The sequence below is a fragment of the Microbacterium sp. NPDC056044 genome (assembly GCF_042267145.1).
Classification (GTDB): domain Bacteria; phylum Actinomycetota; class Actinomycetes; order Actinomycetales; family Microbacteriaceae; genus Microbacterium.
Map to the genome: position 1 here is coordinate 1,061,898 of NZ_JBHJWZ010000001.1, position 16,643 is coordinate 1,078,540.

Annotated in this window: 17 protein-coding genes; 9 read left to right on the plus strand and 8 right to left on the minus strand. The window is 72.3% G+C overall.

All coding sequences use genetic code 11. The features are described 5' to 3' along the window. Positions 1-183: 183 nt before the first annotated feature. Positions 184-615, plus strand: coding sequence for an SHOCT domain-containing protein (locus tag ACFC1I_RS05015; RefSeq protein ID WP_376006734.1), 432 nt, complete (start codon positions 184-186; stop codon positions 613-615). 65 nt (positions 616-680) lie between these two features. Here ACFC1I_RS05015 and ACFC1I_RS05020 read toward each other — a convergent pair whose 3' ends face one another. Further along, entirely contained in the window at positions 681-1,544 is an 864-nt protein-coding gene (locus tag ACFC1I_RS05020; RefSeq protein WP_376006735.1) for a PHP domain-containing protein, read from the minus strand. An 83-nt stretch (positions 1,545-1,627) separates the two neighbouring features. Between ACFC1I_RS05020 and ACFC1I_RS05025 the strand changes: the two genes are divergently transcribed. Genes ACFC1I_RS05025 through ACFC1I_RS05035 form a run of 3 tightly spaced genes read left to right on the plus strand, consistent with a single transcriptional unit; the run spans position 1,628 to position 5,931 of the window. Continuing rightward, complete coding sequence (locus ACFC1I_RS05025; protein ID WP_376006736.1) at positions 1,628-2,650, plus strand: endonuclease/exonuclease/phosphatase family protein; 1,023 nt, start codon at positions 1,628-1,630, stop codon at positions 2,648-2,650. A 38-nt stretch (positions 2,651-2,688) separates the two neighbouring features. Continuing rightward, positions 2,689-4,128: an aminopeptidase P family protein gene (locus ACFC1I_RS05030; protein WP_376006737.1), complete on the plus strand. Its 1,440-nt coding sequence runs from the start codon at positions 2,689-2,691 to the stop codon at positions 4,126-4,128. Positions 4,129-4,131: 3 nt separating this feature from the next. Beyond that, positions 4,132-5,931, plus strand: a complete 1,800-nt coding sequence (locus tag ACFC1I_RS05035) for a gamma-glutamyltransferase family protein (RefSeq protein WP_376006738.1) — start codon at positions 4,132-4,134, stop codon at positions 5,929-5,931. Between the two features lie 5 nt (positions 5,932-5,936). Here the strand turns inward: ACFC1I_RS05035 and ACFC1I_RS05040 are convergent, their stop codons facing one another. Continuing rightward, entirely contained in the window at positions 5,937-7,088 is a 1,152-nt protein-coding gene (locus tag ACFC1I_RS05040; protein ID WP_376006739.1) for a citrate/2-methylcitrate synthase, read from the minus strand. A 108-nt stretch (positions 7,089-7,196) separates the two neighbouring features. Between ACFC1I_RS05040 and ACFC1I_RS05045 the strand changes: the two genes are divergently transcribed. After that, on the plus strand, positions 7,197-8,396 hold the full coding sequence (locus ACFC1I_RS05045; RefSeq protein ID WP_376006740.1) for a citrate/2-methylcitrate synthase: 1,200 nt from the start codon (positions 7,197-7,199) through the stop codon (positions 8,394-8,396). Here ACFC1I_RS05045 and ACFC1I_RS05050 read toward each other — a convergent pair. Continuing rightward, entirely contained in the window at positions 8,372-8,992 is a 621-nt protein-coding gene (locus tag ACFC1I_RS05050) for an alpha/beta family hydrolase (protein ID WP_376006783.1), read from the minus strand. The genes ACFC1I_RS05045 and ACFC1I_RS05050 overlap by 25 nt on opposite strands. A 74-nt stretch (positions 8,993-9,066) precedes the next feature. Continuing rightward, positions 9,067-9,798 (minus strand): general stress protein, encoded by a 732-nt coding sequence (locus tag ACFC1I_RS05055; RefSeq protein WP_376006741.1) that lies wholly within the window; start codon positions 9,796-9,798, stop codon positions 9,067-9,069. A gap of 40 nt (positions 9,799-9,838) precedes the next feature. On the opposite strand from ACFC1I_RS05055, the gene ACFC1I_RS05060 reads away from it, so the two are divergent. From ACFC1I_RS05060 to ACFC1I_RS05070, 3 genes are read left to right on the plus strand one after another with little or no spacing between them, the layout of a single operon-like run. Next, complete coding sequence (locus ACFC1I_RS05060) at positions 9,839-11,134, plus strand: magnesium transporter MgtE N-terminal domain-containing protein (protein ID WP_376006742.1); 1,296 nt, start codon at positions 9,839-9,841, stop codon at positions 11,132-11,134. After that, a complete protein-coding gene (locus tag ACFC1I_RS05065; RefSeq protein WP_376006743.1) occupies positions 11,134-11,661 on the plus strand; it encodes a DUF1003 domain-containing protein in 528 nt (175 codons plus the stop codon). Before ACFC1I_RS05060 ends, ACFC1I_RS05065 begins: the two co-directional genes overlap by 1 nt. Continuing rightward, positions 11,658-12,809, plus strand: a complete 1,152-nt coding sequence (locus tag ACFC1I_RS05070) for a P-loop NTPase (protein ID WP_376006744.1) — start codon at positions 11,658-11,660, stop codon at positions 12,807-12,809. The genes ACFC1I_RS05065 and ACFC1I_RS05070 overlap by 4 nt, the downstream gene beginning before the upstream one ends. A gap of 12 nt (positions 12,810-12,821) precedes the next feature. Here the strand turns inward: ACFC1I_RS05070 and ACFC1I_RS05075 are convergent, their stop codons facing one another. Beyond that, entirely contained in the window at positions 12,822-13,196 is a 375-nt protein-coding gene (locus tag ACFC1I_RS05075; RefSeq protein ID WP_376006745.1) for a Sec-independent protein translocase TatB, read from the minus strand. Positions 13,197-13,268: 72 nt separating this feature from the next. Here ACFC1I_RS05075 and ACFC1I_RS05080 point away from each other — a divergent pair, with 72 nt between their 5' ends. Beyond that, positions 13,269-13,904, plus strand: coding sequence for an O-methyltransferase (locus ACFC1I_RS05080; RefSeq protein ID WP_376006746.1), 636 nt, complete (start codon positions 13,269-13,271; stop codon positions 13,902-13,904). A 63-nt stretch (positions 13,905-13,967) separates the two neighbouring features. Here the strand turns inward: ACFC1I_RS05080 and ACFC1I_RS05085 are convergent, their stop codons facing one another. The 3 genes from ACFC1I_RS05085 to dapE form a co-directional block, all read right to left on the minus strand. Further along, positions 13,968-14,141, minus strand: coding sequence for a DUF3117 domain-containing protein (locus ACFC1I_RS05085; protein WP_019179788.1), 174 nt, complete (start codon positions 14,139-14,141; stop codon positions 13,968-13,970). A gap of 95 nt (positions 14,142-14,236) precedes the next feature. Continuing rightward, the gene (locus ACFC1I_RS05090) at positions 14,237-15,460 is read right to left on the minus strand and encodes a hypothetical protein (protein WP_376006747.1); all 1,224 of its coding nucleotides are present in this window, start codon (positions 15,458-15,460) and stop codon (positions 14,237-14,239) included. Then, the gene (dapE, locus tag ACFC1I_RS05095; RefSeq protein WP_376006748.1) at positions 15,442-16,518 is read right to left on the minus strand and encodes a succinyl-diaminopimelate desuccinylase; all 1,077 of its coding nucleotides are present in this window, start codon (positions 16,516-16,518) and stop codon (positions 15,442-15,444) included. The genes ACFC1I_RS05090 and dapE overlap by 19 nt, the downstream gene beginning before the upstream one ends. Positions 16,519-16,643: the final 125 nt, after the last annotated feature.

Genomic DNA, 16,643 nt, shown 5'->3' on the forward strand with positions numbered 1-16,643 from the left:
GGGGCCCCCCGCCCGGGCGGGCGGGGGGGGCGGGGGGGGCGCCCCCCGCGGCCGCCCCCCGGGCCCCCCCCCACCCACCCCCCCCCCCCCCCCCCGCCCCCCCCCCCCCCCCCCGCGACAGCGCTATGGTGAGCGCAGACGGCGCACAGGGCGCCGGTACCTCGCATTCACGAAAGGCACACGATGCGCATCATCGAGGCCGTCACCACCGGCTATGAGTACCAGGGCTTCTGGGGCTCCTTCTGGGACATCATCTGGTGGTTCCTCTGGATCTTCTTCTTCATGGCGTACCTGTTCGCGCTGTTCGCCGTGATCGCCGACCTGTTCCGCGACCACAAGCTGAGCGGCTGGTGGAAGGCCGTCTGGATCATCTTCCTGATCTTCGTGCCCTTCCTGACGCTGCTCGTCTACCTCATCGCGCGCGGCAACGGCATGGCCCAGCGCAGCGCGAAGGAGGCCTCCCAGCTGCAGAGCGCGCAGGACGCCTACATCAAGTCCGTTGCGGGCGCCGGTGCCAGCCCGGCCGAGGAGATCGCGAAGGCGAAGGGTCTCCTCGACGCCGGCACGATCACGCAGGCCGAGTACGACGCACTGAAGGCCAAGGCCCTCAGCTGATCGTCCGCGTGCGGACCGTCATCGTCTGACCCGGCATCCGGGTCGCGGAGCGCCCTCGTCCACCCTCACGGGTAGACGGGGGCGCTTCCGGTGGCGCGGGCGATGATGCGTGCGACCATCTCGTCGGTCGTGGTGTTCTCGCCTGGCTGGTTGGGTTTTCCCAGACCGTGGTAGTCGCTGGAGCCGGTCACGATGAGGTCGCGCTCGCGGCACAGGTCGCGCAGGGTCGACAGCGCCGGGTCGCGGTTCTCACGATGACCCAGTTCGAACCCGGCGAGGCCGGCATCCAGCATCCGTTCCAGCAGGCGCATCGGAAGCAGTCCGGCGCGCCCGGCGGGATGCGCGATGACGGGCACTCCCCCGGCGCCCGCGACGAGTCCCACCGCGGTGACCGGGTCGGGCGCGTACAGAGCGACGTAGTAGTCGCCGCGCGGGCTCAGGATGCCGGCGAACGCCTCGGCCCGATCGCGGACGAGGCCCCGCGCCACCAGGGCGTCGGCGATGTGCGGCCGCCCGACGGTGGCGCCGTCGGTGGTCTGCTCGAGGATGTCGTCCCACACCAGGTCGTAGTCGCGCGCGATGCGGTCGGCCATCAGCCGGGCCCGGTCCAGCCGCGACGCCCGGATGCGGGCGGTCTCGGTGCGCAGGGCCGGCTCGTCGGGGTCGGGCAGATATGCCAGCACGTGGACGCTGCGCCACTCATGGCGCGCCGACAGCTCCATCCCCGGGACGAAGGTCATGCCGAGCGAGGTCGCGGCCTCGGCCGCCTCGGCCCAGCCCGACGTGGTGTCGTGATCGGTGAGGGCCGCGGTGCGCACGCCGTGCCGGTGCGCGGAGGCCATGACCTCGGCGGGCGGCTGCGTGCCGTCGGAGTTGGCAGAGTGCAGATGCAGGTCGCTCGGTCCTTCGAACCGCTGCAGTCTGGGCATCCTCCGAGCGTAGCGCGGGGCTAGCACGCGCCACGCCCTGTGCGCTGACGGATCTCACAGCCTGCTCGCATAGAGTCGCGGTCGTGCTTCGCCTGCTCGGGATCCTCGTCACCGTGCTGTCGGCGATCGCCGCAGCGGTGCTGACGTTCCCGGGCTTCTTCCGCCTCGAGCGGTACTTCCCCATCGCCCAGATCGTGTCGTTCCGGGGCATCCTCGCCCTCGCGTTCGCCGCCGTCGCGCTGCTGGCGCTCCTCCTGGCGATCGCCCGCCCGATCCGCGTGTTCGCATTCTCCATCGCCGTCGTGGCGGGGCTCGCGACCGTCGCGAACGTCGCGGTGCTGACGTCCCGCGGGGGCCTGGGCAGCGACCCGCTCCCCGCGAAGACCGACGCGTCCATCCGCGTCATGACGTGGAACACCGCCGGCGCCGCGACGCCGCCCGAGACGATCGCCAAGATCGCGGTCGCGATGGACGCCGACATCGTCGCGCTCCCCGAGACCACCATCGAGACAGGCGAGAGCGTCGCGATCGCGATGCGGGATCTCGGGCATCGCATGTGGGCGCACCACGCGTCGGATCCGTCGACGGAATGGGATGCCGGCTCCACGACGCTGCTGATCTCGCCCGAGCTCGGCGATTACGCCGTGATCGAGTCCTCGCTCGACGGCACCAGCAACACCTCGACCGTGCCGAGCGCCGTCGCGATGCCCGTCTCGGGCGAGGGTCCCATCGTCGTGGCGGTGCACGCTGTCGCCCCGCGCCCGAGCTATATGCAGGACTGGCGCGACGATCTGCAGTGGCTCGCGGACCAGTGCGGCGACGGCAACGTGATCATGGCCGGGGACTTCAACGCGACGGTCGATCACATGGCGGGGCTGGGGCTCGACGGCGCCACCCTCGGCCACTGCAGCGATGCCGCGGTCGAGACCGGCAACGGCGCGCTCGGCACCTGGTCGGCCGACCTGCCGGCCATCCTCGGCGCCCCGATCGACCACGTCATGGCCACGCAGCAATGGCAGGCGACGGGCTCGCTCGTGCTGCGCTCCCTCGACGACTCCGGCTCCGACCACCGGCCGCTCATCGTCCAGTACGACCCCGCCGGCTGAACTGTCCGGCCTCGCACACGCGTGCGAGACTGGGGAGCATGAGCAGCGCAGCCAGCGAGCAGTCCCCCGGCGCCACGAGCACCACCGAGACCGAGACCTCGACCCCGCCCTCGACGAGCACGAACCGGCGCCAGCCGTACGGTCAGGGCTTCCTCGACACGATCTCGACCGGCTGGGCCGAGCGGCCCGATTCGGCGCCTCCCGCGCGTCCGCAGGCGCCTTTCGCAGCGGCACGTCGCGCCGCCGTGTCGGCCGCGTTCCCCGGCAAGCGGCTCGTGATCCCCGCGGGCGAGCTCAAGCAGCGCAGCAATGACACCGACTACCCGTTCCGCGCGCACTCCGCGTTCTCGCACCTGACCGGCTGGGCCTCCGACGCCGAGCCGGGCGCCGTCCTCGTGTTCGAGCCTCGCAGCTCCGGCGGCCACGACGCCACGGTGTATTTCCGCGAGCGCGCGGACCGCACGACGAGCGAGTTCTACTCGGACGCCTCGATCGGCGAGTTCTGGATCGGCCCCCGACCCGCACTGGCGGGCGTCGCGTCGGATCTCGGCATCGCCACGGCGCACATCGACGACTTCGAGGCCGGTGACGGCGACGCGGTGCTCGACGAGGACGACGACCTCACGCGGTTCGTCTCGGAGCTGCGCCTCGTGAAGGACGCGTACGAGATCGGCCAGATGGAGCTCGCCGTCCAGGTGACGGCGTCCGGCTTCGACGACATCGTCGCGAACCTCCCGGCGATCGTGGAGCACCCCCGCGGCGAGCGCGTCGTGGAGGGTGTGTTCCACCAGCGTGCCCGCAGCGACGGCAACGCGGTCGGCTACGACACGATCGCGGCATCCGGTCCCCACGCGTGCTACCTGCACTGGACGCGCAACGACGGCGCCGTCGTGCCCGGCGACCTCATCCTCATCGACGCGGGCGTCGAGGTCGACAGCCTGTACACCGCCGACATCACGCGCACCCTGCCGGTGAGCGGCCGTTTCACCGAGGTGCAGCGCAAGGTCTACGAGACGGTGCGCGAGGCGGCCGACGCCGCGTTCGCGGTGGCGAGGCCCGGGGTGAAGTTCCGCTCGATCCACGAAGCTGCCATGCAGGTCATCGCGACCCGCGTCGCCGAGTGGGGGCTGCTGCCGGTCACCGCCGCGGAGGCCCTCGACGCCGATCAGGGCGGGCACCACCGCCGCTACATGGTGCACGGCACGAGCCACCACCTCGGCATCGACGTGCACGACTGCGCGCAGGCGCGTCGCGACATGTACTACGACGGCATCCTCGAGGCGGGCATGGTCTTCACGATCGAGCCGGGCCTGTACTTCCAGATCGACGACGTCACCGTGCCCGAGGAGTACCGCGGCATCGGCGTGCGCATCGAGGACGACATCCTCATGACCGCGGACGGCCCGGTGAACCTGTCGGCCGCGATCCCGCGTACCGCGGACGAGGTCGAGGCCTGGATCGCCCGCGGCGGCCGCTGACCCATGGCGTACACCCCGCCCGCGTCCTTCACGACGCGCCCGACGCTGACGGGCACGTTCGGCATGGCCGCGTCCACGCACTGGATCGCGACCGCGACGGCGCAGGCCGTGCTCGAGCGCGGGGGCAACGCCTTCGACGCCTCGGTCGCCGCCGCCTTCGTGCTGCACGTCGTCGAACCCCACCTCAACGGCCCCGGCGGCGATCTCGTGGGGATCTTCCAGGAAGTGGATGCTGCGGCCCCGACTGTGGTGATGGGCCAGGGTCCGGCCCCCGCCGGCGCCACGATCGAGCACTACCGGGACCAGGGTCTCGACCTCACCCCGGGCGCGGGAGGCCTCGCGGCGGCAGTCCCCGGCGCCGTGGACGCCTGGCTCCTGCTGCTGCGCGACCACGGCACGTGGGAGATCGCCGACGTCCTCGCGTACGCCATCGGCTACGCGCGCGACGGGCACCCGCTCGTCGCGGGCGCCGCGGCCACGATCGCGCGGGTCGCCGACCTCTTCCGCGACGACTGGACGACGTCGGCCGACCTGTGGCTGCCGGGCGGCGAGATCCCGGTCGCCGGGCAGATCGTGCAGAACCCGGCGTACGCGGCCGTGCTCGACTCCCTCGTGCACGCATCGTGCACCGTGCGGGACGACGGGCCGGTGGGCAGGGCCGCCCGCATCGACGCCGCGCGGCGCGAGTGGAAGACGGGCATCGTCGCGCACGAGGCATCCGTCTTCCTGGCGCAGCCTCACCGGCACTCCGGCGGCGGCGTGCACGCGGCGGTCATCACGCCGGACGACTTCGCCGGCTTCGACGCGGGCTACGAACCCGCCGTCACCCGCGAGTTCCGTGGCCGCACGATCGCGAAGGCCGGCGCCTGGACGCAGGGACCCGCGCTGCTGCAGACGCTGGGCATGCTCGAGCCTCTCGCCGACGACCTGCTCGACCCGTCGCAGGAGCCGGGCGCGCACACGATCCTCGAGGCGCAGAAGCTGGCATACGCCGACCGCGACGCCTGGTTCGGCGACGACGACGTCGACCTCGACGCACTGCTGTCGGCCGAGTACCTCGATGCGCGGCGGTCGCTGATCACGGCGGAGGCCTCGGCCGAGTTCCGGCCCGGCGCCCTGCCCGGACGCGCGCCGTTCCGTCCCCCGCTGCGCACGACCTACGACGCGCCCGCCGTCGGAACCGGCGAGCCGACCGTCGCCAAGACCGGCGAGACGCGCGGCGACACCTGCCACCTCGACATCATCGACCGGTGGGGCAACATCGTCTCGGCGACGCCCTCGGGCGGCTGGCTGCAGTCCTCGCCGACGATTCCCGCGCTCGGGTTCTGCCTCGGCACACGGTTGCAGATGACGTGGCTCGAGCCGGGGCATCCGTCGTCCCTCGTCCCGGGCACGCGCCCGCGGACGACGCTCACGCCCACCCTGGTGCTGCGGGACGGCGCTCCCGAGTTCGCGATCGGCTCGCCGGGCGGCGACCAGCAGGACCAATGGCAGCTGCTGGCGCTGTTGCGCATGATCGTCGGCGGGTATGCGCCGCAGCAGGCGATCGACGCTCCGGCACTGCACACCACGTCGATGCCGGAGTCGTTCTGGCCCCGCACCTGGACACCGGCGGGCGCGGTCGTCGAGAACCGTCTCGGCGACGCGGTGATCGAGGGGCTCGAGCGACGCGGCCACCGCGTCACTCGCGCCGGCGACTGGGCGCTCGGCCGCGTGTCGACCGTCGGGCGGGACTCGGCCACCGGCGTGCTGTGGGGTGCGGCGAACCCGCGCGGGATGCAGGGGTACGCCGCCGGGCGTTAGCCCGCTCAGGCCGCCGGCCTGCGCACCGCACGCCCCACGTAGCGCGCCGAGGGGCGGATGATCTTCGGGTCTCGCGCCTGTTCGAGCAGGTGCGCCGTCCACCCGATCGTGCGCGCGATCGCGAAAGTCGGCGTGAACATCGAGCGCGGGATCCCGCACCGCTCCATCACGAGCGCGGCCCAGAACTCCACGTTCGCGTGCAGCTCGCGGCCCGGCTTCGCTTCGGCGAGCAGCCGCTCGGCGCTCTCCTGGAAGCGCAGGGCGAGCTCGACGCGCGGGCCGCCGGTACGCGCGGCGACGCGCTTCATCAGCTCGGCGCGCGGATCCGCGGTGCGGTACACCGCGTGACCGAATCCCATGAGCTTGCGGCCGGCAGCGAGCTCCCCGCGGATCCACGGCTCGATCCCGTCCGCCGAACCGACCTCGTCGAGACCGTCGAGCGCGCGGGACGGCGCGCCGCCGTGCAGCGGCCCGGTCAGCGCGCCGAGCGCCCCGACGAGGCAGGCGGCAGCATCCGCTCCCGTCGAGGCGATGACCCGGGCGGTGAAGGTGGAGGCGTTGAAGCCGTGGTCCATGACGGCGATGAGGTACGCGGTGAGGGCGCTCTCGGTCGCCGCGTCGGGCACGACGCCCGTCACCTGGAGCAGGTAGTTCGCGACCACGCCGCGGTCCTCGACCACCGGCAGCCTGGCCTCGCCCTGGGCGCGACGCCACAGCGCCCCCACGAGGACCGGGGTCGCCGCGGCCAGCGCGACCGCGTCGGCGAGGCGTTCGTCCTCATCGAGATCGTAGAGCGGACGGATGCTGCGCCTCGCGCCGAGCAGCGGCCAGGCGGCTGCGAGCCCGGCGAGCACGTCGGGCGTCGCCGACGACACCAGGTCGACCACAGCGTCGACGTCGGCGCTCCACGCCGTGAGGGACTCCACGATGCGCGCGGCGAACGCCGGGCGCGAGGCATCCGTCGGGTCCTCGCCCGTCACGAGGAGCTGCCACGCGTCTTCGAAGGTCGCCGTCTCGGCCAGCTCGATCGCAGAACGGTCCCGGTACTGGTAGAAGCCCTCCGCGCCGCGGACATCGCTCACCGCGGTGTCGGCGACGATCACGCCGGCGAGGCCGTGCGGCGCGTCGATCGGGGTGGGGCGTGTCGTCGTGGTCATGTCAGCTCCTCGTTCGGGGTCCGGGACGGCCGCCGTGGCCGCTCACTCCCGCTACAGTCAGTGTCGGAACTTGATCAGGCTTTCGTCAATCTTGATCGGATCAACATCATGAGCGACCTCCCCCGACTCACCGCGGCCGAGGCTGCCGCGCGCCTGGGCGTCAAGCCGGAGTCCCTGTACGCGTACGTCTCGCGCGGACTGCTGTCACGGGAGCGCGACGCCGCGGGCTCGTCGTTCGATCCGCTCGAGGTCGAGGCGTTCGCGCGCCGCCGCCGCCGCTCCTCGGTCGCCGCCCCGGGGTCGCCCGCGCCGGGAACGCCGCTCATGGTGCTCGACACGCGACTCGCCCACATCGATGACGACGAGCTGCACTATCGCGAGCGGTCGGCGGCGCGACTCGCGCGCGAGTCCTCGTTCGAGGAGGTCGTGGCATGGCTGTGGGACGTGCCGTCGCTGCGCTCCCCCACAGCGTCCGATCTCGCCATCGCCCGGGGCACGATCGCCGCGCTGGGCGAGGCCGCGACGCCCCTCGACCGTCTGCAGGTCGCGGTGACGGCGCTCGCAGCGACGGACCCGCTGCGCGACGATCCCGATCCGGCGCAGCTCGTGCGCGCCGGCGCCCGGCTCGTGACCGGCCTGCCCGCCGCGCTCGCGGGCACCGGTGAACCGGGCGGCGTGGCGCAGACGCTGTGGCGCGCCCTCGCTCCTCGTGACCGGCCCGGCGGGCCCGGGCTGCTCGACGCCGCACTGGTGCTCGTCATCGATCACGACCTGGCCGTCTCGACGCTCGCCGCCCGTGTCGCCGCGTCGGCGCGGGCGTCCGGGTACGCCGTCGTCAGCGCCGCGCTCGGAGCCTTCGACGCGCCGCTGCACGGCACCGCGAGCCGCGCGGCGGCGCAGCTGCTGAGCGCCGTCGGCGAGGGAGAGGAGCCCGCGACGGCGATCGCACGCGCCGTCCGCGACGGCGGGCGCGGCATCCCGGGCTTCGGTCAGCCGCTGTATGCCGGCGGCGACATGCGGGCCACGGTGCTGCTCGATCTGCTGCGGGACACGCCGGCGAGCGAGCACGTGCTCGCCGCGGTCGACGCGGTCGCAGCCGAAGTGGAGCACCGTGCCGGACTCCGGCCGAACCTCGATCTCGCGCTGGCGGCCCTCACGCTCTGGGCGGACATGACCGCTGACGCCGGCTCGGTGATCTTCGCGATCGGCCGGATCGCCGGCTGGATCTCGCACGCGGTCGACGAGTACGACGAGCGCCCGATGCGCCTGCGTCCGCGCGGGCGCTACGTCGGTCCCGCTCCGGACTGAGTCCGGCGCATCCATTGCGCGACCAGCGGTGCGAGGTCGGCCGCGATCTCGGCCGCGGGCCGCTTGCGTCCCTTCACCTCGAACGAGTGCCCGCCGCCCTCGATCCAGGCGATCTCGGCGACCTGGCATGACGCCACGGCCTCCTCGAGCTGTGCATGAGGGTCGATGAACGGGTCGTTCGTGCCCTCGACGAACAGCTGCGGCTGCCGCACGTCGGGCAGGTGCGCGGTGCGGGCCTTGTCGGGACTTCCGGGCGGGTGCAGCGGATAGCCGAGGTACACCAGGCCCGCCGGGTCGATCACACCCTCCGCCGCGGCCATCGACGCCATCCGCCCGCCGTACGACTTGCCCATCGCGAACACCGGCACGCCGGCCGCGCGGCCCGCCAGGTCGGCATGGACCGCCGCCCAGGTCGCGATCGCGTGCGCCGCGGGTCCCGGCATCCGTCTTCCCGCTTCCGTGTACGGGAAGTTGAAGCGCAGCGTGGCGACGCCCTCGACCGCGAGCGCGTCGGCGAAGCCGGTGAGGAACGGATGCTGATACCCCGCGCCCGCGCCGTGCGCGACGGCCGCGAAGGCCCATGCCGACGACGGCATGACCAGGTCGGCCGAGACCTCGGCGGTTCCGTTCGGAAGCGCGACGGCGATCCGCGAGGACGCGCCGTCTGCGCTCACGCGCGCTCGCTGTCGTCGGCGCGCGGGGCGTCGGCCGTCGCGGGCTCCCGCTCAGCGGCTGCGGCGTCGGCATCCACCGCACGAGCCGCATCGGCGGACTGCTCCGGCGCGGCGGGCGCCTCGTCCCCGGCTGGGGGCTCGGTGTCGGCCTTCGGCGCGACCCGCTCGCCGTACTTGGGCGGCTCGGCGGGGCGCTCGACCGGCGTCGGCGCGACGGGAACCGCCGCCGGCGCGACGGGAACCGCCGGTGCGGACACGGTCTGGGGGCCGAGCACCTGACGCGCGCGGCCGACGCTGTTGTCGGTGACGGTGACCTCGTAGTGGTCGGCGACGACCTGCATCACCGACGCGTAGTCGCGGCGGCGGCGCACGAACGAGTAGGCGACGATGCTCAGCAGCATGCCGATCGCGATGCCGACGAAGAGGACGCCCACGAACGCCTGGATCGGCACCGACGGCGAGCCGATCACGAGGATCGCCGAGAAGAGGAGGCCGAGGAGGATGCCGTTCACCGCACCGGAACGCGCCGCCGACGCGTAACCCAGGCGGCCGGTGATGCGCTCGATCGAGCGGAGCCCGAGCCCCACGATCGCGATGTCGCGCGCGGGGATGTCGGCGGCGATGAGCGACGACACCGCCTTCTGCGCGGCTTCGTACGTCGGGAAGCTCGCCACGGTCGGTCCGACTGCCTCGGAACTCTGCGGAGAGCGCCCTCCCATCATGGTCATCTCCCCATCCTCCCACGGCACGCGGACTACGCTGGGACGTGTGAGCACGCAGAGGGTTTTCGTCGCGCGCCTGTCCGGGTGCTCGGTCTTCGACCCCGCCGGCGACCGTCTCGGCAAAGTCCGCGACGTCGTCGTCATCTACCGCAAAGACGATCCGCCCCGCGTGATCGGGCTCGTGGTGGAGATCCCCGGTCGCCGCAACGTCTTCGTGTCGATCGGCCGCGTCACTTCCATCGCGACGGGGCAGGTCATCACGACCGGGCTCATCAACGTCCGCCGCTTCCAGCAGCGCGGCGGCGAGGTGCGCGTGATGGCAGAGCTGCTCGGCCGCAAGGTGTTCTTCGCCGACGGCTCCGGCACCGCGGTGATCGAAGACGTGGCGATCGAGCGCAACCGCCTCGGCGAGTGGGATGTCGGGCAGCTGTTCCTCCGCAAGCCGAAGACGAGCGCCTCCCCCTTCGCCAAGGGCCCGACGACGTTCGCGAACTGGGACGCCGTGCGCGAGAGCCAGATGCCCGGCGAGGCGCAGTCCGCGGAACAGCTCGTCGCGACCTACTCCGAGCTGCGGCCCGCGGACCTCGCGAACACCCTGCTCGATCTCCCCGAGGAGCGACTGCTCGAGGTCGTGGAGGAGCTTCCCGACGACCGGCTCGCCGACGCCCTCGAAGAGATGCCCGAAGAGGAGCAGGTTCACATCCTCGAGGCCCTCGACGACGAGCGCGCGGCCGACATCCTCGACGCCATGGAGCCCGACGACGCCGCCGACGTCCTCGGGCAGCTGCCCGAGGATCAGCGCGAGGAGCTGCTCGAGCTCATGGAGCCCGAAGAGGCGGAAGACGTCCGCGCGCTCCTCAAGTACGGTCCCGACACCGCCGGCGGCCTCATGACGAGCGAGCCCATCGTGCTCTCCGCCGACGCGACGATCGCCGAGGCTCTCGCCCTGATCCGCCGACACGAGCTGCACCCCGCGCTCGCGGCCGCCGTCTTCGTGACCCTTCCGCCGTACGAGACCCCCACCGGGCGTCTCCTCGGCACGGTGCACTTCCAGCGCATGCTGCGCTACCCGCCGCACGAGCGGCTGGGCGCCATCATCGACGACACGCTCGACCCGGTACCCGCGACCGCCTCCGCCGCCGAGGTCGCGCGGCTGCTCGCGTCGTACAACCTCGTCTCGCTGCCCGTCGTCGACCCGGCCCATCGGCTGGTCGGCGCGGTCAGCGTGGACGACGTGCTCGACTATCTCCTCCCGGAGGACTGGAGATCGCACGATGCCGAGGAGGATGAACGCCCGGCATCCGTCCCGACCACGACCGCGAGCATTCCCAGGAGGCGCTGATGGCCCGCAACACCCGCCAGCCGTCGCTCGACGCGCCCCGTGGCCGCTCGGGCATGCTGCAGCGCTCTCCCCAGCCGTCCAGCGACCGCTTCGGGCGCTTCTCCGAGGCGTTCGCCCGCGCGATGGGCACGTCGGGCTTCCTGATCGGCATGACGATCTTCGTCGCCGTGTGGCTGACGTGGAACATCTTCATGCCGCCGCAGCTCCAGTTCGACCCGGCGGCGACCAACTTCACGCTGCTCACGCTGATCCTGTCGCTGCAGGCGTCGTACGCCGCACCCCTCATCCTGCTCGCGCAGAACCGCCAGGACGACCGCGACCGCGTGCAGATCGAGCAGGACCGGCAGCGCGCCGAACGCAACCTCGCCGACACCGAGTACCTCGCGCGCGAGGTCGTCGCGCTGCGGATGGCCGTCAACGACTTCGCCGACCAGGTGCTCACGCGCGACGTGCTGCGCAGCGAGCTGCGCGCCATGCTCGAGAAGCTCGAGAGCTCGGCCGACGTCGAAGACGGCGCCGCCCGATGAGCCCGGCCTCCGCGGACGCCGTCCGCGCCGCTGTCGGCGCCGTCCCTGACCCCGAGCTGCGCCGCCCCATCGGCGAGCTCGACATGGTCCGCGAGATCTCGGTGGACGGCGACACCGCGCACGTCGCGATCGCCCTGACCATCGTCGGCTGCCCCGCGGCGGACCGGATCGCGACCGATGTGCGCGCGGCCGCAGCATCCGTTCCCGGGATCACGGAGGTGGCGCTCGAGGTGGGTGTCATGACGCCGGCCGAGCGGCACGCCCTCACCGAGCGGCTGCGCGGCGGGCGCTCCCGCGAGATGCCGTTCGGCCCCGGCACGCTGACGCGCGTCATCGCTGTGACCAGCGGCAAGGGCGGCGTCGGCAAGTCGACGGTCACCGCGAACCTCGCCGCCGCGCTCGCCGCGCGCGGGCTCGCGGTCGGCCTCATCGACGCCGACGTGCACGGCTTCTCGATCCCCGGCCAGCTCGGGCTCGTCGCGGCCGACGGCACCGTGCCGCAGCCCACGCGCGTCGACGAGCTCATGCTGCCGCCCGTCGCGCACGGCGTGAAGGTCATCTCGATCGGCATGTTCCTGCGCCGCGCCGAGGGCGATGCCCCCGTCGGCGCCGTCGCGTGGCGCGGGCCGATGCTGCATCGCACCGTGCAGCAGTTCCTCACGGACGTGTACTTCGGCGACCTCGACGTGCTTCTGCTCGACATGCCGCCCGGCACGGGCGACGTCGCGATCTCGGTCGGGCAGCTGCTGCCCAACGCCGAGGTGCTCGTCGTGACGACGCCGCAGGCCGCTGCGGCCGACGTCGCGGTCCGCAGCGGCATCGTCGCGCGTCAGACCGGGCAGCGCGTCATCGGCGTGGTCGAGAACATGGCCGCGATGACCCTTCCCGACGGCACGACGATCGACGTCTTCGGCTCCGGCGGCGGCGCCGCGGTCGCCGAAGCGCTCTCGCAGCCGGACGCCGCGGTCTCCGTGCTGGCGTCGGTCCCGCTCAGCGCGACACTGCGGACGGACGCGGATGCCGGCACCCCGGCGGTCATCGCGCACCCCGGCGACCTCGCGGCGCGGGCCATCACGGGCCTCGCGGACACGCTCGCGCAGACGCCGCGTGGACTCTCGGGGCGCTCCCTGCCGTTCCGCCCGCGCTGAGCGCGGCGCGCGTCAGGTCGCCTCGGTGTCGTAAGGCGTCGGGCCCTCGATCGGCACGCGATACGGCGTCCGCACCGGCGTCGTCGGAGGCGTGGCCTGCGGCTGTGCGGCCGTGACGCTCGCCACCGGTGCGTCATCGAGCAGCGCCTCGCGGATGATGCGGCGAGGGTCGTACTGACGCGGGTCGAGTGTGCGCCAGTCGACGTCGTCGAAATCCTCGCCCATCTCGTCGCGCACGCGCGTCCGCGCGGTCGTCACCCACTCCCGCGCCCGCTTGGTGAGCCCCGCGAGGGCCTCCGCATACCGCGGCAGCCGCTCGGGTCCGAGGATGAGTGCCGCGACGAGTCCGATCAGCAGGAGCTTCTCGATCGTGAGGCCGAAGATCATGCCTTCAGATTACCGCCGTGCCTGTGCGGCCAGCGCCGCGGGGCCGCGTAGGCTGGCGGGCGGAGGATTCCGATGGGAGAGCAGAACGCGAACCAGCGGTTCGTCGACGAGGCGACGAGCGAGCCGGAGCACATCGCGCGCGCCCGCGCGCACGCGCTCGAGCTCGGCGCCGCACCGATCAGCCCGGCGATCGGCGCTCAGTGCGCGGTCATCGCCGCGGTGTCGCAGGCGCTCAACATCGTCGAGATCGGCACGGGTGCGGGCGTCTCCGGCCTGTGGCTGCTCCACGGCTCCCCCCGCGCGACCCTCACCACCATCGACAAGGAGCCCGAGCACCTCGGCGCCGCCCGCCAGGCGTTCGCCGAGGCCCGGATCCCTCCGGCCCGCGCGCGCTTCATCACCGGCCGCGCCTCGGAGGTGCTGCCGCGCATGAACGAGGCGTCCTACGACATCGTGCTCGTCGACGCCGACCCCGACGGGGTCATCGAGTACGTCGAGCACGGACTGCGCCTCGTGCGCGCCGGCGGGACCGTGCTGGTCCCCCGTGTGCTCGCCGGTGGCGCGGTCGCCGATCCGGTGCGCCGCGACGCGGTCACGACCGCGTACCGCTCGCTCATCCAGGAGACGCAGGCATCGCCGGCGGTGATCGGCGCCCTGTCGATCACCGGCGAGGGACTCCTGCAGCTGACGACCGTCGCGACGTCCTGACGACGCGCCGACGAAGACGCGAATGGCCGGTCCGATCGGACCGGCCATTCGCGTAACGAGCGATTACGCGGCGTTGACGACGCCCCCCAGGACGTCGTAGAGCTCCTTGGCCTCAGCGTCGTTCACCGAGACGACCAGACGACCGCCTCCCTCGAGCGGCACGCGCACGATGATGAGTCGACCCTCCTTCACGGCCTCCATCGGCCCGTCTCCGGTTCTCGGCTTCATGGCTGCCATTGCGGCTCCTTTTCATCGATGGTCTGCACGTCGAGTTTATCGTGAGGGCCGACGCCCCGGGCACGCCTGGGGAAAGCGGCATCCGTCATCCGGCGTCATGGGACCTGGAGGTTCGTGCTGCCGAGGGCATACATGTTGTAGATCCACCACCACTGACCGACGAGACACGCGACGAGCACGCCGATGCGCCAGACGCGCGAGCGCGGAACGGCGAACGCGCCCCACAGCGGCGACAGCGGCACCAGCAGCCGGAAGATGCTCGTCTGCGGGAAGAACACCAGCAGCAGGTAGACGAGGTAGCTCGCGCTCCACAGGCGGATCTCGATGCCGAGCCGGCGCACCTGCGGCAAGGCGATCAGCGCTGCAGCGATGAGCAGCAGTCCCCCACCGACGAGGACGTAGCCGAGGACGAGCGGAAGGTGCCAGATCGTCTCGAACCAGTACGACACGCCCTCGAGGAAGGGCTCGAACGGAGTAAACGTGGCGTCGCCCAGGATCCAGTTGCGCCGCCACGCCATCTCGGTGGCCAGGTAGGCATCGGGCGTGCCGGTCGCCCAGCCCGCTATGAACTGCCAAGCGAAGCCCGCCACCGCCGCGAGAAGGCCGGCGGCGATGATGTGGACGATCTCCGGAGCACGCAACGGCTCGCGGGATCGCGTGAACCAGCGCCAGATGCCGAAGAGCGCCAGGAACAGCGCGAACGCCAGCACGCCGGGTCGGGTGAACGCCATCAGCGGGATCAGGGCGTACAGCCACAGATAGCGCCGCCGCACGACCGCCAGCAGTGCGCAGAACAGCCAGAAGAGGTTGAGCGCCTCGGCGTAGCCGACATGGAAGAGCGCCGCGAGCGGCCCGCTGGCGAAGAACGCCACCGCCCAGAGCGTCGCGGATTCGTCCAGCCGCGACCGCAGCAGGTAGTAGAGGGCGACGGATGCCCCGTACCCGGCGGTGAGCGAGACGATGAGCGCCCCGGTCTGCCACATGCCGAACGGGACCGACACCCACTGCGCGAGCCACGGATAGATCGGAAGGAACGCCCACGCGTTCTCGGCCACCTGTCCGGAGTCGGTCAGGGGCAGCTGGCCGGGGTAGCCGGAGACGGCCACCAGCCAGTACCACTGGCCGTCCCACGCGACGACGGTGTCGCCGAGGCGGGCGTCGGCGCCCATCCGGGACGTGAAGCCCGAGAGCTGGGTCGCCGCGAACAGGAACAGGGTGGTGACGACCCTGGCTGCGATGTAGATCGCCGCCACGCGCAGCGCGGTCCGCGCGGCGGACGGGCGCGCCACCGGCGACGAGGTCAGCTGCTCGCCAGCCACGCGCGCAGGCCCCGCTCGACGGCTTCGATCTGCGAGACGGGCACGCGCTCTTCGTCGTGGTGGGCGAGGTGCGGGTCGCCGGGACCGTAGTTGACCGCGGGGACGCCCAGTGCACTGAACCGGGCGACATCGGTCCAGCCGTACTTCGGCCGGGGCTCTGCGACGACGGCCGCGAGGAACTCCTGCGCGAGCGGCGCGTCGAGCCCGGGCCGCGCACCGGCCGCGGCGTCCACGACGTCCACCTCGAACCCGGCGAACACCTCACGGACGTGGGCCTCCGCCTCGGCGACATCACGGCTGGGCGCGAAGCGATAGTTCACCTCCACCTCGCAGAGGTCGGGGATCACGTTGCCCGCCACACCTCCGCTGATGCGCACGGCATTGAGCCCCTCGCGGTAGACCAGGCCCTCCACCGCGACGTCGCGCGGCGCATAGGCAGCGAGGCGCTCGAGGATCGGCGCCGCCTTGTGGATCGCGTTCTCGCCGATCCAGGCGCGGGCGCTGTGCGCGCGCACGCCGTGCGTGCGGACGATCGCGCGCAGGTTGCCGTTGCAGCCGCCCTCGACCTCGCCGTTCGACGGCTCACCGAGAATGGCGAAGTCACCGGCGAACAGGTCGGGCCGGGTGCGCGCCAGCCGGGTGAGACCGTTGAGGTCGGCGTCGACCTCCTCGTGGTCGTACCACATCCAGGTGAGATCCACGCGGGGGTCGGCGAGTTCGGCGGCGAGCTTCAGCTGCACGGCCACGCCCGCCTTCATGTCGACGGTGCCGCGTCCCCAGATGAACGGGGCGCCGTCAACCTCGATGTCCTTGGTCGGCACGTTCGCGTTGATGGGGACGGTGTCGATGTGGCCGGCGATGACGACGCGCTGCGCCCGGCCCAGCTGGGTGCGGGCGACGATGGTGTCCCCGTCGCGGTACACCTCGAGGTGGTCGAGCGCGGAGATCTCGGCGAAGATCGCATCGGCGAGGGTCTTCTCATCTCCGGAGACACTCGGAATGTCGCAGATGACGCGAGTGAGTTCGACAGAAGACAGAGACAGGTCGAGCGCCGGCATCCCTCGAGTCTACCGAGCGCGAATACGGGCTGTTAACGCGGAATGGCCACCCTGCGATGGGTGGCCATTCCGTGAATGGGTGTCCGGCGGTGTCCTACTCTCCCACAGGGTCCCCCCTGCAGTAC